General features: G+C 70.5%; 20 protein-coding genes. 14 read left to right on the forward strand and 6 right to left on the reverse strand.

What is annotated here, in order from left to right:
* Nucleotides 1–149: 149 nt before the first annotated feature.
* Nucleotides 150–1625, reverse strand: a complete 1476-nt coding sequence (locus tag OHA58_RS35645) for a glycoside hydrolase family 47 protein (protein WP_405483830.1) — start codon at nucleotides 1623–1625, stop codon at nucleotides 150–152.
* A gap of 415 nt (nucleotides 1626–2040) precedes the next feature.
* Between OHA58_RS35645 and OHA58_RS35650 the strand changes: the two genes are divergently transcribed.
* Complete coding sequence (locus tag OHA58_RS35650; protein ID WP_405483831.1) at nucleotides 2041–4059, forward strand: GxGYxYP domain-containing protein; 2019 nt, start codon at nucleotides 2041–2043, stop codon at nucleotides 4057–4059.
* Between the two features lie 28 nt (nucleotides 4060–4087).
* On the opposite strand, the gene OHA58_RS35655 is transcribed toward OHA58_RS35650, so the two are convergent.
* Nucleotides 4088–4300: a hypothetical protein gene (locus OHA58_RS35655; protein WP_405483832.1), complete on the reverse strand. Its 213-nt coding sequence runs from the start codon at nucleotides 4298–4300 to the stop codon at nucleotides 4088–4090.
* 263 nt (nucleotides 4301–4563) lie between these two features.
* Here OHA58_RS35655 and OHA58_RS35660 point away from each other — a divergent pair, with 263 nt between their 5' ends.
* From OHA58_RS35660 to OHA58_RS35670, 3 genes are all read left to right on the forward strand, one after another.
* On the forward strand, nucleotides 4564–5898 hold the full coding sequence (locus OHA58_RS35660; RefSeq protein ID WP_405483833.1) for an MFS transporter: 1335 nt from the start codon (nucleotides 4564–4566) through the stop codon (nucleotides 5896–5898).
* A 44-nt stretch (nucleotides 5899–5942) separates the two neighbouring features.
* Entirely contained in the window at nucleotides 5943–7172 is a 1230-nt protein-coding gene (locus tag OHA58_RS35665; RefSeq protein ID WP_405483834.1) for an MFS transporter, read from the forward strand.
* Nucleotides 7173–7282: 110 nt separating this feature from the next.
* A complete protein-coding gene (locus OHA58_RS35670; protein WP_266666525.1) occupies nucleotides 7283–7714 on the forward strand; it encodes a VOC family protein in 432 nt (143 codons plus the stop codon).
* A gap of 5 nt (nucleotides 7715–7719) precedes the next feature.
* Here OHA58_RS35670 and OHA58_RS35675 read toward each other — a convergent pair whose 3' ends face one another.
* Together OHA58_RS35675 and OHA58_RS35680 are read right to left on the reverse strand one after the other, a co-directional pair.
* The gene (locus tag OHA58_RS35675) at nucleotides 7720–7995 is read right to left on the reverse strand and encodes a hypothetical protein (protein WP_405483835.1); all 276 of its coding nucleotides are present in this window, start codon (nucleotides 7993–7995) and stop codon (nucleotides 7720–7722) included.
* Nucleotides 7996–8132: 137 nt separating this feature from the next.
* The gene (locus OHA58_RS35680) at nucleotides 8133–8276 is read right to left on the reverse strand and encodes a 50S ribosomal protein bL37 (protein ID WP_159032477.1); all 144 of its coding nucleotides are present in this window, start codon (nucleotides 8274–8276) and stop codon (nucleotides 8133–8135) included.
* A gap of 203 nt (nucleotides 8277–8479) precedes the next feature.
* Here OHA58_RS35680 and OHA58_RS35685 point away from each other — a divergent pair, with 203 nt between their 5' ends.
* Both OHA58_RS35685 and OHA58_RS35690 read left to right on the forward strand, forming a co-directional pair.
* Nucleotides 8480–9049 carry a TetR/AcrR family transcriptional regulator gene (locus OHA58_RS35685; protein ID WP_405483836.1) on the forward strand — a complete coding sequence of 190 codons (570 nt, stop codon included), beginning with the start codon at nucleotides 8480–8482 and terminating at the stop codon, nucleotides 9047–9049.
* Nucleotides 9050–9122: 73 nt separating this feature from the next.
* Entirely contained in the window at nucleotides 9123–10316 is a 1194-nt protein-coding gene (locus OHA58_RS35690; protein ID WP_405483837.1) for a GDSL-type esterase/lipase family protein, read from the forward strand.
* A 29-nt stretch (nucleotides 10317–10345) separates the two neighbouring features.
* Here OHA58_RS35690 and OHA58_RS35695 read toward each other — a convergent pair whose 3' ends face one another.
* Entirely contained in the window at nucleotides 10346–11674 is a 1329-nt protein-coding gene (locus OHA58_RS35695; RefSeq protein WP_405483838.1) for an MFS transporter, read from the reverse strand.
* Between the two features lie 133 nt (nucleotides 11675–11807).
* Here OHA58_RS35695 and OHA58_RS35700 point away from each other — a divergent pair, with 133 nt between their 5' ends.
* From OHA58_RS35700 to OHA58_RS35735, 8 genes are all read left to right on the forward strand, one after another.
* Nucleotides 11808–12701, forward strand: coding sequence for a LysR family transcriptional regulator (locus OHA58_RS35700; RefSeq protein ID WP_405483839.1), 894 nt, complete (start codon nucleotides 11808–11810; stop codon nucleotides 12699–12701).
* 62 nt (nucleotides 12702–12763) lie between these two features.
* Nucleotides 12764–12964: a hypothetical protein gene (locus OHA58_RS35705; RefSeq protein ID WP_405483840.1), complete on the forward strand. Its 201-nt coding sequence runs from the start codon at nucleotides 12764–12766 to the stop codon at nucleotides 12962–12964.
* Between the two features lie 254 nt (nucleotides 12965–13218).
* Nucleotides 13219–14697: a hypothetical protein gene (locus tag OHA58_RS35710; protein ID WP_405483841.1), complete on the forward strand. Its 1479-nt coding sequence runs from the start codon at nucleotides 13219–13221 to the stop codon at nucleotides 14695–14697.
* A 417-nt stretch (nucleotides 14698–15114) separates the two neighbouring features.
* Entirely contained in the window at nucleotides 15115–16788 is a 1674-nt protein-coding gene (locus OHA58_RS35715) for a sensor histidine kinase (protein ID WP_405483842.1), read from the forward strand.
* A complete protein-coding gene (locus tag OHA58_RS35720) occupies nucleotides 16785–17210 on the forward strand; it encodes a roadblock/LC7 domain-containing protein (RefSeq protein WP_266568696.1) in 426 nt (141 codons plus the stop codon). Before OHA58_RS35715 ends, OHA58_RS35720 begins: the two co-directional genes overlap by 4 nt.
* A 2-nt stretch (nucleotides 17211–17212) precedes the next feature.
* Entirely contained in the window at nucleotides 17213–17590 is a 378-nt protein-coding gene (locus tag OHA58_RS35725) for a DUF742 domain-containing protein (protein WP_116500782.1), read from the forward strand.
* Entirely contained in the window at nucleotides 17568–18194 is a 627-nt protein-coding gene (locus OHA58_RS35730; RefSeq protein ID WP_405483843.1) for a GTP-binding protein, read from the forward strand. Before OHA58_RS35725 ends, OHA58_RS35730 begins: the two co-directional genes overlap by 23 nt.
* A gap of 46 nt (nucleotides 18195–18240) precedes the next feature.
* Nucleotides 18241–18816: a GAF domain-containing protein gene (locus OHA58_RS35735; RefSeq protein ID WP_405483844.1), complete on the forward strand. Its 576-nt coding sequence runs from the start codon at nucleotides 18241–18243 to the stop codon at nucleotides 18814–18816.
* A gap of 3 nt (nucleotides 18817–18819) precedes the next feature.
* Here OHA58_RS35735 and OHA58_RS35740 read toward each other — a convergent pair whose 3' ends face one another.
* Nucleotides 18820–20019, reverse strand: coding sequence for an acyl-CoA dehydrogenase family protein (locus OHA58_RS35740; protein ID WP_405483845.1), 1200 nt, complete (start codon nucleotides 20017–20019; stop codon nucleotides 18820–18822).
* Between the last annotated feature and the right edge of the window lie 789 nt (nucleotides 20020–20808).

Below are 20808 nucleotides of genomic sequence, written 5' to 3' on the forward strand. Positions count from 1 at the left end.
CCTCCTTGACTGAGGAAGGGGGGCGGCTCGTCGCCTGCGTCTGTACAACGTTGGAAGGAACGGGCAGTTGGCATGACAGCACGCCCTCAGGTGCGCTGTCCAGGGTCATGACAAGACGACCCCCGGTTGCCGCCGGGGGCCGGCCGGGATCAGCGCACGCCGCGCAGCAGCTTGCCCTCGGTCGAGAGATAGCCGGTCCGGTAGTCGTAGCGCGGGGTGGCGGCGAAGATGAGGTAGAGGTACTTCATGTTCTCGGCGAACCAGTACGCGGGAGTCAGGTCTCCGAGCGCCATCGGCGAGACGGTCACGTCCGACGCGATGGTGTAACCGCCGTCGACGCGCAGGTTCTTCATCCCCTGGAAGTACGTCCACGCGGTGTCGCGCCACTCCTGCCGGCCGTTCAACTGGAAGAGGTTGAACGCGGAGTTCACGTACTCCGGCCTGAGCTGATTGCCCTTCTGTGTCGCCGAGAAGTCGGTGTAGTCGATCTCCTCGGGCAGGACGGGATAACGCTGCATCACCGCAGACCAGGACCGGTAGTACGCCTCACCCTGCGGCTGGTCGCCGCCCATCGCGAGGAGCCCGCCGTAGAACGAGGCGAGCTCCGAGGCGCGGGTCCCGGTGGTCTCTCCGGTGTCCATGTCGACCTGGCGGAACCACAGGTGACCGTCGACGGTCACCGACTGGCGCCGCAGGATCGCGCGCGTGGTCTCGCGGTACCAGTTGAGCAGGTCCCGGTCACCGAACAGCTCCCAGCCGCCCCACAGGTACTCGTAGAACGAGTCCACCGGCGGGTTCGGAGCCGTGTCGGTCCCGTCGGCCCACTTCCCGGTCTCGACGTTCAGCGACGTACCGAGCAGGCCGAGCGGAGAGATCCGTCGCATCGTCTCGCGACAGGCCTTCTTCGCTGCCAGGTAGTACTTCTGATCGCCCGTCAGCTGAGACAGCACCCCGAACTCCAGGATGTTCGTGCCCACTTCGGCCAGTGGCGGCGTGTTCCCCGAGACGGCACCGGTACGCATGTTGACCTGTGTGTACGGGATGCCGGTCGGCGACTTCGTGAACGCCGGGAGCAGCCGGTCCGCCGCCTCGCGGGTCAGCTCCAGGAGCCTCGGCCTGCGGGTCACCAGATAGCCGGACAGCAGGCCGCCGACCACGCGGATGATCGCCTCGAAGACATGGAAGTCGCCGTCGATGTCGAGGTCGAGATGCTTCTCCAGGTAGTCGCAGCTCAACTTCAGCTCGTCATCGAGCTCCATCACGTAGAGCGTGTCCAGCGCCTCGATCACCGACAGCGCGACGGGACGGCCCGGGACGAAGAACTCGCTGCTCGTGCCGGACACCGGCTTGACCTCGTCGTGCCCCCAGGCGGCCTTCTTGTAGCCGTTCCAGCCATGGAGGAACTCGGCGCGCACCTGGGCCGCCTTCGCGCGGTCCGCCGGGGGCAGATGGCGGCCGCCCGGACTTGCGGCGGGCCTCGTGGCGGCCCCGGCGAGCGGGGAGCCGAGCAGCCCGGAGGCCGCGGCGGTGGCGCCGAGCAGGGCGGAGCCGCGCAGGACACCGCGGCGGCTGGGGCTTCTCCTGCCGGGGAAGGAGGGGGAGGGGGAGGGGAAGGTCGAAGTCATGCGGGGATCTCGCCTTCTGCCCGACAGCCCGCGGCTGCAGGGCAATTGATAACGTTGTCACCCTTCACGGGGGCGCTGTTGCCGAATACGGAGGGGCCTCAGGGTGCTGACGGGTTGTCAGAGAAGGTAGCGCTCGGCGCTCTTGTTCACGGCCTCGACTCGCAGCCGCGCGGACCGCAGGTGCGGAGGCGGTGCTTCACCGCGTGTGCTTTACAACGTTATATGAGCTGGGTGGTCCGGAGGCAAGAGTGCGGTCGTGCCCAATTCCGCCTGCCCTGCGAGGCCCTGACGGATGGGTGGACACGGTGCCGCACCCGTGTTGTCATGCTCCACGGCGCCGCAGTCTTCGATCGAGTGCAACCGGCCGTGTGACAACGATGTCATCTCTACTTCTCCCAAGGAGCAGTGATCGCCGATGGTGTCCCGAAGAAGCCTTCTCCAGGCAAGCGGTGCGGCCCTCGCGGCGGGAGGACCGGGTAGAGGCCTGCCGAACCCGGCCGGTGCCGCCGAATCCGCTGCCGCCCGCCCCCTCCTGCCGTCCTTCGGCCGCCCCACCCACCTCGACGTCGCGGATGTCAGCACTCTGGACGGCCACGACCAGCTGCTCCTGACGACCCTTCAGGGCGTCGTCAACCGCCGCCGCCCGCGCCTGTACTTCAATTTCGACAGCGGCGACGTGGACCTGCGCTGGCTGCCCGGCACCGGCGCCACCGTCACCCGCCACGACCACGCGACCGACCTCGTGCGCCGCTACCGCGACGACGTGCGCGGAGCCGTCCTCTACGACCCGGGCGTCCCCGACTCGGTGAACATCGCCACGACCCTCGCCGGCCTGGAGAACGCTGTCGCCGCCACGGCGGACCGGGCCCGCGACCACGGCCTCGCCACCGTGGCCGACCTGCGCGGCCGGTTCGACGCCGACGACGTACTCGCCACGTACCGCTGGCAGTTGGACCATCTGTTCCCGCGCTGCACCCCCACACTTCTGGCCGGGCTGCCGCCGACGAGGACCGTACGGGCCGACGGCGTGCAGTGGCGCGAGCTCGCCCGCGAGGCCGAGCGCGTGCGCGACTCGTCGAACCGGCAGGTGCGCACCTTCGACCTGAGCACGGAACTCACCGGCGAGGACGGCGTCTATCTCCGCTTCCAGGACTCCTACGGAGACGACGGCTGGGGCGCGTCGGTCGGCTCGGTCGAGGTGAAGGCGGACGGGCAGGTGGTCGCCTCCTTCGCGCCCGGCACGGACGCCGAGACCCCGTACCTCTTCGACGGCGTCAACTCCTCGATGGGCGGGGACGCCAACCGGTTCTGCGACGGCGGCGGTTACTTCATCTACCGGTTCACCGCGCCGGCAGGCACCCGGGAACTCGTGGCCGAGGTCGACGTGTGGAACCAGTACCTGGTCACCGCGACGACGACCGCGCCCACGCGCGTCGAACCGTTCCCGTACTTCCGGGACTATGCGGTCGCGAGCCGCGCCATGGTCGTGTGGCTGCCGCCGACCGGCGAGACGGGCAAGCTCCTCGACGAGATCTTCAGCCGCGTCGAGCCCACCACCCCGTACGCCGGCTGGTTCTCCAACGACGTGGCGGGGGAGTGGGGTGGCGTCGACCGGGCCTCGCAGCACGGCATCGAGGTGGTGCCCGCCGACTTTTACATGAACGGCACCGTGCACGCGGGCGTCCCCGCGAAGGTCTCCTCCAAGGTCAGGCCCCGGCCGAAGTCCACCCTCCGGAACCGCGTCTACCTCACCCTCACGTTCGGGGAGGGCGACAACGTCCAGTACTGCCAGCGCCACATGCGTGACATCTGGGACGACCCGAAGCGCGGCGCCGTCCCCGTCAACTGGACGGTCAGCCCCCTGCTCGCCGACATCGGACCCGCGCTCCTGGCGTACTACCAGAAGACCGCCACCGGCAACGACCTGCTGATCGCGGGCCCCTCGGGCGCGGGCTACACCTATGCCGGTTCCTGGCCCGAGAAGGCGCTCGACGCGTACACGGCACTCACCGGACGCTTCCTGCGCCGCACCGGCCTGGATCTCGTCTACGCGTACAACCCCCGCAACGCGGCCGGCGACGGATGGGTCCCGTTCGACGAGCGCGTCGTCCGCTCCTACCGGGACCACACGCAGTTGCGCGGCATCATCCAGTCCTGGGAGACGGGGGATCTGCAGATCAGGTCCGCGGGGCTGCCGGTGATCGGCAACTTCTTCCCGCAGGGAAAGGCGGCCGAGTACCGGGACGGGCTGCTGAAGCACATCAAGGACTGGGACGGCGGCTCACCGCTGTTCATCGCGGGTGCCGTGAACGCCTGGAGCTGGACCCCGGGCGATGTCGCGGAGCTCGGCGAGCTGCTGGGGGACCCGTTCGAGATCGTCCGCGGTGACGTCTTCTTCGACTTGCTGAACCGGGCCGGAAGCCGGGAGGGCTGAGCCGGTCGGGAGCCCCTCGGCGGGTCGGCTACGCCTCCTCGTAGTGGTGGGCCCTGCCGCCGCGCCACTTCACCCACGCCGGGTCGTCGAGCAGCATCTCCGCGTCCGGCAGCCCGGCCCGGTGCAGGAACTCGACGACTTCCATGTCGGAGTGCGCGAGGCCGAGTATCTGTCCGCGCGCCGTCACCCTGCGCCCACTCGTGGGCGAGGGACGGTGCACGACTATCGGCGCGACGTCCATAAGTACAGGGTCATCCGAATGCTGGGCGCGTGCATCCGGTGGCCAGGCGTTTTTGCTGGAAGATAGAGACAGAGCCCCGCTCGGCCCACCCCCCCCGGCCGGGCGGGGCTCGCTCTGTGTGCGCGGGCTCCCGTGGAGGTTGTGCGTGCGGGCTCCCCCAGTGGGTCTTCGTCGGCGGCATTGCGCACCCCTCTTGCTATTGCAAGTAATGTGCAAGAAGCTGTTCCGGTCCTTACCGCCTGCCCAGGACGCGGAGCCACGACATGCCCGTCATCCCCCAGCTGATGCCCGAAGCGGGACCCCGACGCGTCATCGCCGCATCGAACTTCGTCAACACCGTCGGCAGCGGCCTCTACCTGACCGCCGGAGTCCTGTACTTCACCCAGGACGTCCGTCTCCCCGCGACGCAGGTGGGACTCGGACTCGGTGTCGCCGGCTTCGCCTCGCTCGCCACGGGTATAGCCGCGGGCCACCTCGCCGACAGGCGCGGAGCGCGCGGCGTCTACGCGGCGACCATCGTCGTGCAGGCGCTGGCGACGGGGGGCTTCGCCCTGGTGGGCAGCTTCTGGCCGTTCGTCCTGGCTGTCTGTGCCGCGACCGGGGCGCAAGCGGCGGGACGGGCCGCGCGCAGCCCGCTCATCAGGCACTTCGGCGGGGACCGGCCGCAGGAGTACCGCGCCTACCTCCGGGCCGTCACCAACATCGGCATCTCCCTCGGCGCGCTGCTGGCTGGCTGGGCCCTCCAGGTGGGCACCCACACCGCGTACCAGCTCCTGGTCATCGGCAACGCGATCGCCTTCGGCGCCTCCGCGGCCATCCTGCTCTTCCTGCCGCCGGTCGCTCCGGAACCCACGGCCGCCGGCCCCCGCTGGATCGCGCTGCGGGATCGGCCCTATCTCCTCCTCACGGCACTGGACGGCATTATGGCGATCCAGTTCAAGGTGCTCACCGTGGCCATTCCGCTGTGGCTGGTCGTCGCCACGAGCGCACCGCACTGGCTCATCTCGGGCACGATGCTCGTCAACACTGTCATCGTCATAGCCCTTCAGGTGCGGGCCAGCCGCACCATCGACTCCCCGGCGGCGGGTGGCGGCGCGTACCGGCGGGCAGGCGTGGTCTTCCTCGTCTCCTGTTCGCTGATCTCGTTGTCCGCGGGCGTCCCGGCATGGGCCGCTGTGACGCTCCTCGTGGCCGCGGTGGTGGTTCACACGGTCGGCGAACTGTGGCACTCCGCCGCGGGGTTCGAGGTGTCCTTCGCCCTCGCCCCCGAACGGGCCACCGGCCAGTACCTCGGTGTGTTCGGTCTGGGCGCGGGCCTGGCGGACGCGCTCGGCCCCAGCTTGCTGATCGCGCTCTGCATCACGTGGGGCCGGCCCGGCTGGTACGTCGTCGGCGCCCTGTTCACCGTCACCGGCCTCGCGGCCCCCTTCGCCGTCCGCTGGGCTCAACGGCCTGCGCCCGCACGGGAGATGCGCGAGCCATGTCTCCAGTGTGCGGAGCCCTGGCAGGTCGGGCGGCAGTTCGGGCATGTGTTCGAGTCTGCGACGGTTTCCGGCCAGGCAGTGCGCCCGTCAAATGGCCCAAGCGCAAGGCCGTGAATTGCCCCACAGGGATGGGCCGCTATGGGCGTACCGTCCATGACATGCCGAACCTGCTGCCGCCCGCCGGCCCTCAACGCACGCTCGCCCTGGCCCAGTTGAGCAACTCGCTCGGCGACGGCGCCTACTACGTCACCTCGGCGCTCTACTTCACTCACGTCGTCGGCCTCGCGCCCGCCAGGATCGGCCTCGGCCTCACCGTCGCCTGGGCGGTCGGCTCAGTCGTCGGGGTGCCGCTCGGCAGGATCGCGGACCGCCGGGGCCCGCGCGGAACGGCGGTCCTGCTCGCCCTCGCGACCGGCGCCGCGGTCGCCTCCTTCCTGGCTGTACGCGATTTCCTCCCCTTCCTCGTGGCCGCCTGCCTCTACGCGAGCGCGCAGTCGGGACTCGCGGCCGCACGTCAGGCGCTGCTCGCCGGTCTCGTGGCCAAGGAGGACCGCACAGGCGCGCTCGCCCACCTGCAGTCGACACTCAACGCGGGTCTGGCGGTGGGCGCGGCGCTCGGCGGCCTCGCACTGTCCGCCGGGACGAGGTCGGCGTATCTCGCGGTCTTCGCGATCGACGCCCTGAGCTTCGTCCTCTGCGCGCTCGTCCTGCTGCGGCTCCCGGCCGTCGCACCGGCACCGGCAGTCCGGGGAGCGAAGCTCGAAGTGCTGAGGGACCGGCCCTACGCAGCCGTGACGCTCCTCAACACCGTCCTTCTCCTGCGGATGCCGCTGCTCAGCCTCGGGCTCCCGCTGTGGATCAACGAGCGTACCGACGCCCCCACATGGCTCGTCTCCGCGCTCTTCATCCTCAACACCGGCGCCGTGATGCTCTTCCAGGTCCGCACGGCCCGCTCGGTCTCCGGCCTCCCCACCGCGGCCCGCGCCATCCGGCGGTCGGGCGTGCTCATGCTGCTGGCCTGCGGTGTCTTCGCCGCCTCGGCCGCCGGCTCGGTCTGGGCGGCGGTCGCCGCCCTGGTCGGTGGGTCGGTGCTCCTGGTCGCCGCCGAGATGCTCCAGTCGGCCGGATCCTGGCAGCTCGGCTTCGACCTCGCCCCGGCCGGACGCATCGGCGAGTACCAGGGCTTCTTCGGTACGGGCGTCACTGTCGCCCGCACACTGGGCCCGCTGCTGCTCACCGCGCTGCTGCTGGGGATGGGCACGACCGGATGGCTGCTGCTCGGCGGCCTGGTCCTGGCGGCGTCGTACGCGCTGGGGCCGGTGGTGCGGTGGGCGGCGAAAACGCGCCAAGATCCGGCGCCCGTACGGATCGCGGCCTCGACGGCGTGACCTCGATGCTGCCCACGGGTAGGCCCACGTCGTCCGACGTGGCAAGCGTGACCGGCGCTCCGTCACCGCACAGTCTCCCGAACAGTCTTCCGAAAGGAGACCGGCCCACCATGACCGAACTCGACTCGCCGATCCCGCGGTTCCACCTGGCCATGCCCGTGGACGACCTGGCCGCCGCCCGGCACTTCTACGGCGAGGTGCTCGGCCTCGAGCAGGGCCGCAGCGCCGACACATGGGTGGACTGGAATCTCCACGGCCACCAGTTCGTCACCCACCTCGCGCCCACCCGCGCCCAGCACGTCCACAACCCTGTCGACGGACACGACGTGCCCGTACCGCACTTCGGCCTGATCCTCGCGATCCCCGCGTTCCAGGAGCTCGCCGAGCGGCTCCGCGCCGCGGACACGAAGTTCGTCATCGAGCCCTACGTACGCTTCGCGGGCGAGCCCGGCGAGCAGTGGACGATGTTCCTGCTCGACCCGGCGGGCAATGCCCTGGAGTTCAAGGCGTTCGCCGACGACTCGCAGGTCTTCGCCACCTGAGAGCACTATGCGTCTGAGCCGTCACCCGCCTTCGCCTTCACGTCCGCTTCGACGTCGGTCCTGGCGAGGCCCTCGGCCTTGGCGTACTCGGTGACGGCCTCCTGGACATCGCGGGCCAGGTCGCGCCACGCACGCCAGGCCGTCTCGTACGTCTGGGTCTCGGACTCGCTCCGCGGCTCGAGCCCCGGTGGTCCGTAGCCGTCCCGCAGTCTCAGGACCTCGCGGTGTGCCGCGTTCGCGGCCTGCTGTCTCTCGACGAGTTCATCGAAGGTGTGTGCCACGCAGCGGATCCTAGGTCGCCGTCAAGGCGATCCCGGTCAGCGCTCGCGCGGGTGACACGAATGCCGGAGAGGTGTGAGCGAAACGGGTCAGGGGCGGCGCCGTCCGGCGCCGCCCCTGACACATCCGGCGAGGGCCCTCAGGACTGGGGGCGCTTGCCGTGGTTCGCGGCGTGCTTGCGGCGGGCCTTCTTCTTGCGGCGTCGCTTCGAGGACATTGCTACCTCCCAGGTGTCGCTGTTCTTCGGTCCTGCCTGGATGAGCGGGCCCACCCAGACGATCATCCGGCCGCCTACCCAAGGGCGCGACCGGTAATGACGTGGCCCATGCCACCACTCCCGCCCCCGATCGGCCGGGCGGCGCGCCGCTGCGGCGATCCGCGCTGCGGGCTGCCCTCTTCCCCGCCTGCGTTCCCTAAGGTGCGTACGGATTTGCCTAAAAGTATTAGGCAACTGCATAATCGCTTTCGTTGATTGGGGTGTAGGTAATGGTGCGAGTAGGGCTGACCAGGGAACGCCTGATCCGGGCGGGCGCCGAGCTGGCCGACGAGGTCGGGTTCGACAAGGTGACCGTCTCGGCGCTCGCGAGACAGTTCGACGTCAAGGTCGCGAGCCTGTACTCGCACCTGAAGAACTCTCAGGAACTCAAGACCGGGATCGCGCTGCTCGCCCTGGAGGAACTGGCCGACCGGGGGGCGGCGGCGCTCGCCGGGCGCGCGGGCAAAGACGCCCTCGCCGCCTTCGCGAACGTCTACCGCGACTACGCCAGGGAACACCCCGGGCGCTACGCGGCAGCCCAGCTGCGGCTCGACTCGGAGACGGCGGCCGCCAGCGCCGGCGTGCGGCACGCACAGATGATGCGGGCAATCCTGCGGGGCTACGACCTCACGGAGCCGGACCAGACCCACGCGGTCCGACTCCTGGGCAGCGTCTTCCACGGCTACGTCAGCCTGGAGATGCAGGGAGGGTTCAGCCACAGCGCACCCGACTCGCAGGAGAGCTGGTCGCGGATCCTCGACTCCCTCGACGCCACGCTGCAGAACTGGCCCACACCCTGAGCGTGGCCCCGCGCCGACCCATATCGGTGCGCCCGAACAGCCACTCAGGCATATTGATCAACAGGTTGAGGCAATGCACATGAACGGCAACTGGACCACCACTCCCGTCACCACGGACCTCGTGCGCGGCGCGTACGAGTTGGAGCGGACCGAGCACGGCGTGCTCCCGCACCGGCTGCCCGCGCGGGCCCGCGCACAGTGCTCCGACGCACAACTGGCCATGGCGGAGGCCCAGCCCTCCGGCGTACGGCTGGTGTTCCGCACCCGGGCCACCGTCATCGAGCTGGACGCGCTCCGCACCAAGATGGCCTACAAGGGCGCTCCGCCCCGTCCCGACGGCGTGTACGACCTGCTGGTCGACGGCCGCCTGGCCGCGCAGGCCGGTGTCACCGGCGGCAACGTACAGATGGTGGACATGACCACCGGCACCAGGGAGACCCGGCCCGGCCCCGTCGGCACCGTGCGGTTCACCGAGCTGCCCGACCGCATCAAGGACGTCGAGATCTGGTTGCCGTACAACGAGATCACCGAGCTGGTCGCCCTGCGTGCCGACGCCCCGGTCGAGTCCGCGCCTGACAGCGGGCGCAAGGTGTGGCTGCATCACGGCAGTTCGATCAGTCACGGCTCGGATGCCGCGAGCCCCAGCACGACCTGGCCGGCGCTGGCCGCCGCCCTCGGTGGCGTGGAGCTGATGAATCTCGGTCTGGGCGGCAGCGCCCTGCTCGACCCGTTCACCGCGCGTGCCCTGCGGGACACCCCCGCGGACTTGATCAGCGTCAAGATCGGCATCAACATCGTCAATGCCGACCTGATGCGCCTGCGCGCGTTCACTCCGGCGGTGCACGGCTTCCTCGACACGATCCGTGAGGGACACCCGACCGCACCGCTGATGGTCGTGTCGCCGATCTACTGCGCCATCCACGAGGACACTCCGGGCCCCAGCGCCCCGGACTTCAGCAACCTCAGTGCGGGCAGGCTCCAGTTCATGGCCGCCGGTGACCCGGCGGAGCGGGCGGCGGGGAAGCTGACGCTCAACGTCATCCGGGACGAGCTGGCGCGCGTCGTGAAGCAGCGGGCGGCGGAGGATCCGCACCTGTACTACCTCGACGGCCGCGACCTCTACGGCGAGGCGGACTTCGCCGAGCTGCCGCTGCCCGACCAGCTCCACCCCGACGCCGCCACCCACCGGCGCATGGGCGACCGCTTCAACGCCCTGGCCTTCGGCACGGACGGGCCGCTGGCCCTCCCGGCGGGCGACCGTCCCTGAGGCTCATCCCTGCCGACGGGGGAGTGGCGTCACCCCTGGAGTGCGGTGCCGAGCCTCTGTTCCGTCAGGCGCATCGCGACGCGTACCGCCGCGACCGCGCCGACGGACAGGGCGACGGCGAATCCCGCCATCGTCGCCTCGACGCTCGTGTGCCGGATGATCACGCTGAGCAGGATCGCGGGCAGTCCCATACCCAGATAGGCGATCGTGAAGAAGACGGCGAGAACGCCCGCCCGTGACGCGGGCACCGCGAGGGCGCCGGCCCACCCGATGCCGCTCTTGAACAGCAGCCCGGCGCCCGCTCCGGCCACCGACACGGCGATCAGGAAGAGCGGCAGCGTGGGGAAGTAGAGGGACAGCGCGACCAGGCCGAGACCGAGCGGGAACACCACCGCGCCCGTCGCCGCGAGCCGGCGCGACGGGAGAGCCCCGAGGGCGAGCTGGCCGAGGGCCGAGGCGGCGAACATCAGCGTCGGGGCGAGGCCGCCGATGATGTGCGAGTCGATGCCCAGCTTCGTGCGGATCACGATGGCGCCCAGGGCGCTGATGACGCCGAGCAGGGCGAACGCGAAGGTGCCGAGGGCCGAGGCCGCGGCGAAGGCGGCTCCCGTACCGTGACGGAGCGCGAAGCGCGGGGGCCGGTCGTCGCCGGCTCCGGCCCGGGCCCTGCGGTCCACCGTCTCCGGCGTGGCCAGCACCAGGACCAGGCTGACCGACAGCGCGACGGCGAAAGCTGCCTGAGTGGTCGTCAGCGGATGCGGCGCCCACTGCGCGATGAGCCCGGCCGTCAGCGGGCCGAGCGCGAGACCGCCGAGGTTGGCTGCCGCGGCCACCACACCGGGCACGGCGGAGCCGGGGCGGTCCGGGTGCTCCTGCTGGTACAGGTCGTGCAGATACATGGTGGCCGTGGAGGCCATGAGGCCCACGCCGACGCCGTTGAGGAAGCGGCCGACGAGCAGACCGGGCAGCTCGGGCCATATCAGGTAGACCAGCGCGGCGACGATCGAGACGGCCAGCGCCGGGACGACGATGCGGCGCCGCCCCAGCCGGTCCGAGAGGTGGCCGAGGGTGAGGAACCCGGCGGTGGCGCCGACGATCATCATCGCGAACGCCACCGTGACGGTCGTCGTGCCGAACCCGTCACGGGCCTGGTACATCGGCCACAGCGGCGTGGGTTCCGTGCCGAACGCCATGAGAACGGTGAAGGCCACAGCCGCGAGCCAGAAGCCGACACCATGGCCCACGGCCGGCCGTCGTCGGCGCCCCACGGGGGCGCCGTGCCGTGGCCGTCGAAGGGCGGCCGACGAAGGAGACGAGGCCGCAGGCGGCGTGGTGGGCGGGGCACTGGGAGCGGACATGAGCTTCCCCCTCTTCTACTGACGGTCATCGGCGCCTTGTGCTGGTGCGCCGACGACCAGGGTGCGTTCCTGGGAGCATTACGTCCAACGATCTTCCTTGCTGGTCATCATCAGAAGCAGTGATGATGGGTCCATGGAACTGCGCCACCTCGAATACTTCGTCGCGGTCGCCGAGGAACTGAGCTTCACCGGAGCGGCCCGGCGCCTGCATGTCGTCCAGTCCGGTGTCTCGGCCACCATCCGTGACCTGGAGCGCGAGGTGGGGGCCGCACTGTTCGACCGTTCCCCGCAGCGGGTCGAGCTGACGGGCGCGGGCGCGGCGCTGCTCCCCGAGGCGCTGGCCACTCTCGACGCCGCCCGGGGAGCGCTCGACGCCGTACGGGCCAGCCGGGGAGTCGTGCGCGGCACCCTGCACATCGGATACCTCACGGCGGTCCGGCTGCTGGACCTGCCCAGCCTGCTCGAGTCCTTCCACACCGAGCATCCGGACGTGGCGCTGCGCCTGCGGGTGTCGCCGAGCGGGTCGGCGGGACTCGCCCGGAGCCTGCTCGCCGGGCGTCTCGACCTCGCGATCCTCTCCCTGCCCGGCGCCCCCGGGAGGCCTCCGGCAGGGCTGACGCTGCGGCAGGTGGCCTCGGCGCCGATGGTCCTGGTCGTTCCGGCCGGCCACCGTCTCGCGGCGCGGGACGCCGTCTCCCTGGCCGATCTCGCCGACGAGCAGTTCATCGACTTCCCCGTCGGCTACGGCAACCGGGATCTCGTCGACCGGGCCTTCGCCACCACAGGCATCGAGCGCCGCGTCGCTCTCGAAGTGACAGACATCAGTGCGGCGTCCGCCTTCGTCCGGCATCGCCTGGGCATCGCTTTCCTGCCCGAGTTCGCGGCGCCGCCCGACGAGGCGGGAGTGCGCGTACTGAACCTGCTGGACGCACCCCTGCGCTTCGACCTCCATGTCGCCACGGCCACCGGCCGTCGGCCGAGCGCGGCACTGGAAGCGCTGCTTCAGCATGTGGAGCGGCTGCTGTAGGCGGCGGCGAGAGGGCCTGCGGCCTGTGATTAAGCTGGGCGCTCGCCGAGGGGGAGGGTGATGTGACAGCTGCACGAATGATCATTGTGGTGGCGGTGACCTGGGTTGTTCTGACGGTGCTGTTCGTCGCACCTTCGGCACTTCCGGCCACGTGGCAGTACTACATCTACTCGCCTGCCGGCGTCGGCCTGTGGATGCTCGCCATGCTGTTCGGACCCGTGATCACGGTCGTGCTGAAGTGGAACTGGATCAGGCACGGCTGACCGGGCCGGCGACATTTCAGCCATTGCGTCAGCGGGCGTTGGCACAGCAATTCCACAACCAATGCCCATGGTTTGACGGTCCGTATGCATAATGCTCGGCATGAAGAAGTTGATCTCCGCGGCCCGGGCCTTGTCGGCTCGGACGCGTCCGCGTCCGCATCCGGACCCATGACCACGGGCTGACCGAATCTGGCCGGACAATCGGCGAGCCACGGGGGGCTCGCGACTCTCTTAGACGTGGAGACAGTTAATCGATGCGCCCCCGGACGCTGTTGCGGGCCTTGCTGACGGAGCGGGGCTGCGGCCACTTCGCTACGTTCGAAGAAGAGTTCACCCGGTCCGCCCAGCTCGCAGCCGCGAAACTGAACCGCCCCGACCTGGCGACGGTGACCGCCTCCCAGGCCACCTGGAAGCGCTGGCTCTCCGGCGACCAGATACCCCGCAGTGACGCCGGCGCCGTCCTCGAGTTCATGCTCGGCGTCGATGTCGAGACGCTGCTGCGGCCCGCGGTGGAGCGCGGCGTCGTACTGCCGCAGATCGCACCCAGCGCAGCGCGGGACGCGGCGCGGCTCCTGAACGCCATGTTCGACACGTCCTACCTCGACCCCATGGGCCGGGCCTCGGGCATGGAGGGCGTGTGGCACCTGGACGGCCAGCGGCTCTTCGACGGAACCTCCGTCGCCGTCCAGCTCTACGAGGCCGCCGAGCAGGACGGCCGCGTGGTCATCGGAGCCCACCACCACGCGCACGTACGGGCCTTCACGCGGGCCACCCGCCGCGCGCTGCTCCTCGGCACACTCGGCGACGACGGCCTGTACGCCATCGACGCCGCCCACGCCCGCCGTCAATTAGCGGTCACCGCCGAGACGCTGCCGATCTCGACTCCGTACAAGATCGACGACCTCACGTACGGGCTGCTGTGGGCGATGCTGAACCTGGACGACAGCCTGCTGGCCAACGACCATGTGCTGCACGCCGAACAGCAGACCCTGGAACCCCTGTGGGCGCAGCGGCGTTCGGCGGTCGCGCGGTCCGCCGTGCCGGATCTCACCAATGTCGGCAGTGCCTGGCTCGGCATGTACTTCTGTGCCGAGCACATCATCCGGCGCCTCGACGAGGGCAGCTCGCCGCCGGTCTTCTGGAGCCCGGTGCGGACGGGGGAGGAAGCCGCGGTATGGCTGTTCTTCGCGTCGTGGACGCAGTTCCGTCACGCGCTCCAGGAGCGCCTCGCCGACGGTGGAGCCGCTCCCGAGCGGGTGTTCTGCATCCCGGCGACGGACGCCGGGGCGAGCCAGCGCTACGAGCGGATCCTGCTGTGGCTGGCCGTGGCCATGATGGAACGCGACGGGCAGACGATCTCGGTGTGCGCCGAGCCCGAGTACAAGCGCATCGACGGCTTCGTACTCGTGCCCGGACGCCGTGTCATCTCCGCCAACTGGCTCGGCTCCGAAGGCATCTGGCACGTCGACACCACCGACAGCCTGGCCGATGTCAGCGCCTACGCCCAGGTCGTCGACCACGCCCGCAGCCAGAGCGTCACCAAGGGCGACAGCTCGCAGGAGAGGCTGCGGTCGCTCGCCCACCATCTCGACCTCGACTGGGGCTGGCTGGTGCGGCGCTGCCGCGAGCTGGGCGCGTACGGCATCGCGGGGATGCTGCGCCCGCGCAGCCGCCTCATCTCCGTCGACGAACTCGAACGAGTACTGCGCTTCGCGGGCGAGTTCGACGACTGAAGGTGACGGTGAGGTCGGGGACCGGGCCCGTGACCGGGCCCGTGACCGGGCCCGGTCTGGCCGCCGGGGCGGGCAGGGTCGTTTGCGGGTCGTTGGGGGTCTGACCCGCCCCCGGGGGAGTGGCGCCGCACCCCGCTACCCGGCGGTAGGCAGGGGGGGCGGGAGCCGATCTCACACCTGGAAGAGGGAAACGACCCCGGAACGACCCTGGTTTCCCGTAGCTCCGCCCGGGCCGGACCGACAGAGTTGATGTTCGTCGCGGAGGCCGTTTTGCCACGCGACAGCCACCCTGGACAAGATGCACGCGAGTCACAACGAGCCTCCGCCGCAAGGAGGTTCGGACGACCGCGGGCGCGGCCGACACGTACAAGGACGTCGGCGCGCCGGCGCTGCCCCCCGCTCGTCTTGAGGACGCCTATGTCTCACTACTCGTCGGACGCCACCGCATCCGGCGCCCACCGCAGCGGCCGGAGAGCCGGCAAGGCCGCTCCGGCCGACCTGAGGACCGAGCGTGGCCTGCGCCAACGCACGACGATGCTCGGCATGGCCCCCGCCGGAACGGTGGCCGTCCTCGCGGGCGGAGCGTTCGCCGTCTCCGCGGCGGGGGCCTCCGGACCGCTGGTGTGGGGCGCGGGGGTCTCGGCCGGGGTGTGCTGTGCGGCGGTCCTCGCCGTCGCACGGCGGGCCGCGCACAGCACCGCTGACGCGCTCACCCGGCAGCGTGCCGAGAACGACGCGGCGGTCGGCGAGTGGATCAAGCATCTGACGTCGCTCGCGGCCGAAGGGCACCAGAGCGTCGCCCGGACCGCGGAGCAACTGCGCAGCGGCGACCGCCCCGACGCCCCCGCGCCCGTCCCCGAGACGGCCGCGACACACGCGTTCGGCGCGCTGGAGCAGCACCTGCGGCACTTCCAGCACACGGCGCAGACCGCCGTGATCCACGCGGGCACGCGCCAGCAGGTGGACGCCTTCGTCAACATCGCCCGGCGGCTGCAGCTCCTCGTGACGCGCGCGCTGAAGCAACTCGACGACGCCGAGCGGGTCGTCGAGGACCCCGAGCACCTCGACCGGCTCTACACCATCGACCACCTCGTCACCCGCGTGCACCGCGCGGTGGAGAGCCTCGCGGTCCTCGGCGGCGCCGTGCCCCGCCACTTCAGCTCCCCGGTCCCGCTCGCCACGGTGCTGCGCCAGGCCGTCGCGGAGATCGAGCACTACCCCCGCGTCCGCGTGCTGCCGCCGCCGTCCGGCTACGAGGTCCTCGGCCACTCCGCCGTCGAGATCATCCACCTCATCGCCGAACTCGCCGAGAACGCCACCAAGTTCTCGCCGCCCCACACGCAGGTGATGATCCGCGCCCAGATGGCCGCGTCCGGCATGGTCGTGGAGATCGAGGACCGTGGCCTCGGCATGCCCGCCGAGGTGCGGGACGAGATGAACCGCCTCCTCGCCCAGCCCGAACTCTTCGACGTCGACCAGCAGTTGCAGGACGGCCGCACCGGCCTGTTCGTGGTCGCGAAGATAGCCAGGCGGCGCGGGCTCGCCGTACAGCTCCAGGAGAACCTCTACGGAGGCGTCCAGGCGGTCCTGGTCCTGTCGCACTCGGTGCTCAGCGAGTCCCGCGCCGGGCAGAAGGCGGCGGCGCAGAAGCCCGCGGCTCCGGCGGCCCCCGCCGAGCCGGAGCCGGCCCGCGCGCCCGCCCCGGTCGCGAGCCGCCGGGCGCAGCCGTTGCCCGCAGCCGTGGACCCCGCACGGCCGCACGCACCCCGGGAGGCCACGGCCGTGACCACGCAGCCGCCCCTTCCCCAGCGGCAGGTGCCCGTCGCGCCCGCCGCCCCCGTCGCCGCGCCGACCGAGGACCCCACAGGGCGCCCGGTCCTGGCCCAGCGGCACAAGGAACGCCGCTCACACATCTCCCCCCAACTGCGCGAGCAGGGGCCGGCCGCCGACCATGGCGACGGCGAGTCGATCGACGCAGGCCTGCTCGCCCGCTTCACCGCGGGACTGCAGCGGGCCGAGCAGGACGACGGGGCCACCCCCGGATCCCCGGTGGCACCCACTCAGCGCTATGACTCCCAGGAGTACCGATGACCCAGCCATCATTCGACCAGGACCTGGACTGGCTGCTCGCCGACCTCGCCGCCAGGGTGCCCGCCGTGACGGGCGCGGTCCTGGCCTCCAGCGACGGCGTGATGCGGCACAGCCACGGTCTCGGCTACGACGACGCGGACCGGCTGAGCGCGATCACCACCGGCATGTGCTCGCTCGGCGGCGGTCTCGGCACCATCCAGCGCGCCTTCGGCGGGGTCGAGCAGGTCATCGTGCAGGGCGAGGGCGGCTATCTGTTCGTCTCCCGGGCCGGCGTCAACGGCGTACTCGGTGTGCTGACCGACAAGAGCGCGGACGTCGGAGTGGTCGGCTACGAGATCGCGATGCTCGTGAAGAGCGTCAGGGGTCACCTCGGCACGCCCGCGCGCACCGCACCGGGGCCCTCCGGCGCTCTGGTCGACTAACGGTGCCGGACTTCACCGACGAGCCCTGGCTGGCCGAGGACACCGCTCAGCTGCGGCTCTACGCGCTGACCGGTGGCCGCACTCGCCCGGCCCGTGCCCTGGGACTCGTGTCCCGGGTACGGGCTGCCCCCGGCCTCGCCCCCTCGACCGTGGACAGGCTCGGCCCCGAGAGCGCCCAGGTGCTCGAACTGTGCGGCCGGGAACCGCGGTCGGTCGCCGAGATCGCCGGCCGGCTGGGGGTCCCCGTACAGGTCACCAAGATCCTTCTGTCCGATCTGCTCGACTCCCACGTACTCGTTCCCGCGCTTCCCCCGCGAGAGGCGGACGGAAGCGACCCACTCCTCCTGGAGGCGGCACTTGAAGGCCTTCGAAGCCTCTGACGACATCCCACTGACCGCGCTGAAGATACTCATCGCCGGCGGGTTCGGCGTGGGCAAGACGACCATGGTCGCCACGGTCAGCGAGATCGAACCGCTGACCACGGAGGAGATCCTCACCACGGCCAGCGCGGCCACCGACAGCCTGGTCGGCGTGGAGAACAAGACCACCACGACCGTGAGCATGGACTTCGGCCGCATCACCCTGTGGCGCCAGCAGTTGCAGCTCCTGCTGTTCGGTACTCCCGGTCAGGACCGCTTCTGGTTCATGTGGGACGACCTCGCCCTCGGCTCCATCGGCGCGGTCGTCCTCGCCGACACCCGCCGCCTGGATGACTGCTTCAGCGCCGTCGAGTTCTTCGAGGACCGCGGCGTGCCCTTTGTCGTGGCCGTCAACGAGTTCGACACCGCCCACCGCTACACGGCGGAGGAGGTGCAGTCCGCGATCGAGCTGAACCCCGACGTCCCCGTCATCATGTTCGACGCGCGCGCCCCGTTCTCCACCCAGCAGGTCCTGATCAGGCTCGTCGAGTACGCGCTCACGCTGTCGCTGCGCTCCACGCCGGCGTCCGAGCCCGCACTCGAGCCGCCCGCCCCCACTCCTTAGCCTTCGTTGCCCTCCACCTCCTCCTCCTTCGACGGGAACCCTCACCGTGCCCTTTGACGCAGAGACGGGGCTGCACATCGCAGCCCCCGACACCGAACTCGACGCGCGCGTCGGACGCCTCGCCCAGCTCGGCCTGGGCGCCGCGGACGCCGACCTCGACGCCCTCGCCTCGGAACTCGCCGATGCGGCGGGAACCCCGTACGCGATGGTCAACCTCATCACCGACCAGCAGTTCTTCGCCGGACTGCACACGCCGCAGGGCCTGCCCAACACCCTCGGCCCGCACGACGCGATGAGCGGGCCCGAGGTCGGCCGCGTGATGACCCGCGACCACGGCTACTGCCCCGAGGTCATCAGCCGCCGCATCCCGCTCGTCCTGCCCGACGTGTACGCGGCGCCCCGGTTCGCCGGCAACCCGGTGGTCGACGAACTGGGCATCCGCGTGTACCTCGGGGCGCCGCTCATCGACGAGGAGACCGGCATCGCGCTCGGCACCGTCTGCGCGGTGGGCACCGAACCCCGCGCCCTGGCGACGGCACGCGGCTCCCTCGACCTGATCAAGAGGTTCCGCGACCAGGCCATGGCGCGCATCTACGAGCGTGCCGGGCAGCCCCGCCCCTGAGTCCTACACGGCCGCCGCTTCGGGGACGCGCGGAGCGGCGAGCCGGCTCGACCAGTCGCTGAGGGACGTGCCGAGCGCGACCTCGGCCAGCCGGTACAGCTGGATGTCGGACGTGCCGGCCGGGGCGTAGATGTGCGAGGCGTCCCGGGCGAAGCGCTCGACGGGCCGGTCGGGGAACAGGCCGCACGCGGCGTGGATCTCCATGGCGGCCCGCGCCGAGTCGATGGCGGACTCCACATTGAGGTACTTGGCGTTCATCAGCTCCGCGTCGCAGGCGATCCCCGAGTCCAGCAGATGCACGGCGTGGTAAGCAGCCAGGCGGGCGGTCATCAGGCGTGACTGCATCTGGCCCAGCTTCTGACGGATCGTGGGCAGCGCGCTGAGCGGCTTGCCGTAGCGCAGCTGCTCCGACGTGTAGCGGGTCGTCTCCTCCAGGAGCGCCTGATGGATGCCGAGCGACACGGCGGTCAGGTTCGGCCGGCCGTAGAGCACGCTGGAGGAGTACGCCACGTCGAGGCCCTGGCCCTCGTGGCCCAGGAGGTTCTCGGCGGGGACACGGCACTCGTCGTAACGGATCTCGCCGAAGCTGAATCCGTGCAGGCCCATCGCGGGCCGGTGCGGGGCCAGCGAGAATCCGGGGCGGTCGGACTCCACGAGGAACGCGGACAGGCCGGTGGATCCCTCGCCGGTGCGCACCACCACACCGTGCAGGTCGCCGACGTGGCTGTTGCCGACGAAGACCTTGCGCCCGTTGAGGACGTACTCGTCGCCCTCGCGCCGCGCCGTCGACTCCATGCCGAGTACATGTCCGCCGGACTGGGGCTCGGTCACCGCGATCGTGGGAAGGCAGTCGCCGGCCGCGACCGCGGGCAGCCATTTCAGCTTCTGCCGTTCGTCGCCGAAGTGGATGATCTTGGCGACGCCCAGCTGCGAGGCCTGCACCATGGCGCCCATCGCGCCGCTGACGCGCGAGAGTTCCTCGATGATGATCGTCTTCGCCAGATGGCCCATGCCCATACCGCCGTAGCCCTGGTCGATGGTGACACCGAGCCAGCCCTCCTTGGCGATGAGCCGGGACAGTTCGTGCTCGACGGCCCGTGATGCCTCCATGTCCGCTGTCCGGGGAGCCACCTTCGCCTCGGCGAAGGCGCGGACCTCGGCCCGCAGTATCTCGTGACGCTCCGTCATGAAGTAGCCGTCCATCTGTAACCCTTCCTTACACGCAGGCCGCTTGGATCCCGGTCCCGCCCCGATGGGCACGTGGCCGGGCCGGCCATCTGGTGGACATACGAAAACGAGGAACAGGAAGACGTGGTGTTCGCGCGCGGTCGATCGCGGTCCGGCCCGCCGCGCCGGGCGGCGAAGCCCTGCGGGGGCCCTCCGGTCAGGAGGTGAATTGCGCGTTCGCTGATGGGTGGCGGATCGCGGCCGTCCGCCGCCGACACTTCATCCGGAGGTCCTCCACGACAGGAGGGACCGGGCGGGAGCGGGCGGGGGTGTGCCTGTGCGCTCGGCGCGGACATTCGCGTCGACGGCGCGCACCTGGATCACGTATCGCCTCACTTCGCTCCCGTGGTCGGACCAGCACGTTCGACGGCCACACGGTGTGACCGCTGCCGGAACAGTCGGACGGTCCCGCTCCTGAGTGCGTCGCTGCACCTCAGAGGAGGACCTGCCTCTACGGTGACGATCTACCGGCCGGTTTTCACTACATGCCCGGGGTCGTTTGAGGGTCGTTCTTTACGAGTGGACGCGGACATGCCGCTTCCGGGTCGCGCCGACGGGAGCGGACGGGCTGCACGTACCGCTCTCCGGACGGCTGGTTCGCGGCACGGAATCTCCACCCCTGAGGGGCAGGTCCTTCGATGTTCAACCAAGACCCATATCGCTCGCGCGCTCTGGCATTTACGATGCGATCACTCGCACTCGCCTGGCGAATGTGAGAAACGGGGTGCCGCTTTCCTGCGTCCCCGGGTACACAGGGAGTCAGAG

Origin of the sequence: Streptomyces sp. NBC_00009, assembly GCF_045040855.1 — a bacterium.
Classification (GTDB): domain Bacteria; phylum Actinomycetota; class Actinomycetes; order Streptomycetales; family Streptomycetaceae; genus Streptomyces; species Streptomyces aureus.

What these genes read in the sequence shown, in the direction of transcription:
- OHA58_RS35645 (WP_405483830.1), bottom strand. Translation starts at nt 1,625, where the DNA reads ATGACTTCGACCTTCCCCTCCCCCTCCCCCTCCTTCCCCGGCAGGAGA.
- OHA58_RS35715 (WP_405483842.1), top strand. Translation starts at nt 15,115, where the DNA reads ATGTCTCACTACTCGTCGGACGCCACCGCATCCGGCGCCCACCGCAGC.
- OHA58_RS35700 (WP_405483839.1), top strand. Translation starts at nt 11,808, where the DNA reads ATGGAACTGCGCCACCTCGAATACTTCGTCGCGGTCGCCGAGGAACTG.
- OHA58_RS35650 (WP_405483831.1), top strand. Translation starts at nt 2,041, where the DNA reads ATGGTGTCCCGAAGAAGCCTTCTCCAGGCAAGCGGTGCGGCCCTCGCG.
- OHA58_RS35740 (WP_405483845.1), bottom strand. Translation starts at nt 20,019, where the DNA reads ATGGACGGCTACTTCATGACGGAGCGTCACGAGATACTGCGGGCCGAG.
- OHA58_RS35665 (WP_405483834.1), top strand. Translation starts at nt 5,943, where the DNA reads ATGCCGAACCTGCTGCCGCCCGCCGGCCCTCAACGCACGCTCGCCCTG.
- OHA58_RS35660 (WP_405483833.1), top strand. Translation starts at nt 4,564, where the DNA reads ATGCCCGTCATCCCCCAGCTGATGCCCGAAGCGGGACCCCGACGCGTC.
- OHA58_RS35710 (WP_405483841.1), top strand. Translation starts at nt 13,219, where the DNA reads ATGCGCCCCCGGACGCTGTTGCGGGCCTTGCTGACGGAGCGGGGCTGC.
- OHA58_RS35670 (WP_266666525.1), top strand. Translation starts at nt 7,283, where the DNA reads ATGACCGAACTCGACTCGCCGATCCCGCGGTTCCACCTGGCCATGCCC.
- OHA58_RS35720 (WP_266568696.1), top strand. Translation starts at nt 16,785, where the DNA reads ATGACCCAGCCATCATTCGACCAGGACCTGGACTGGCTGCTCGCCGAC.
- OHA58_RS35655 (WP_405483832.1), bottom strand. Translation starts at nt 4,300, where the DNA reads ATGGACGTCGCGCCGATAGTCGTGCACCGTCCCTCGCCCACGAGTGGG.
- OHA58_RS35690 (WP_405483837.1), top strand. Translation starts at nt 9,123, where the DNA reads ATGCACATGAACGGCAACTGGACCACCACTCCCGTCACCACGGACCTC.
- OHA58_RS35695 (WP_405483838.1), bottom strand. Translation starts at nt 11,674, where the DNA reads ATGTCCGCTCCCAGTGCCCCGCCCACCACGCCGCCTGCGGCCTCGTCT.
- OHA58_RS35685 (WP_405483836.1), top strand. Translation starts at nt 8,480, where the DNA reads ATGGTGCGAGTAGGGCTGACCAGGGAACGCCTGATCCGGGCGGGCGCC.
- OHA58_RS35680 (WP_159032477.1), bottom strand. Translation starts at nt 8,276, where the DNA reads ATGATCGTCTGGGTGGGCCCGCTCATCCAGGCAGGACCGAAGAACAGC.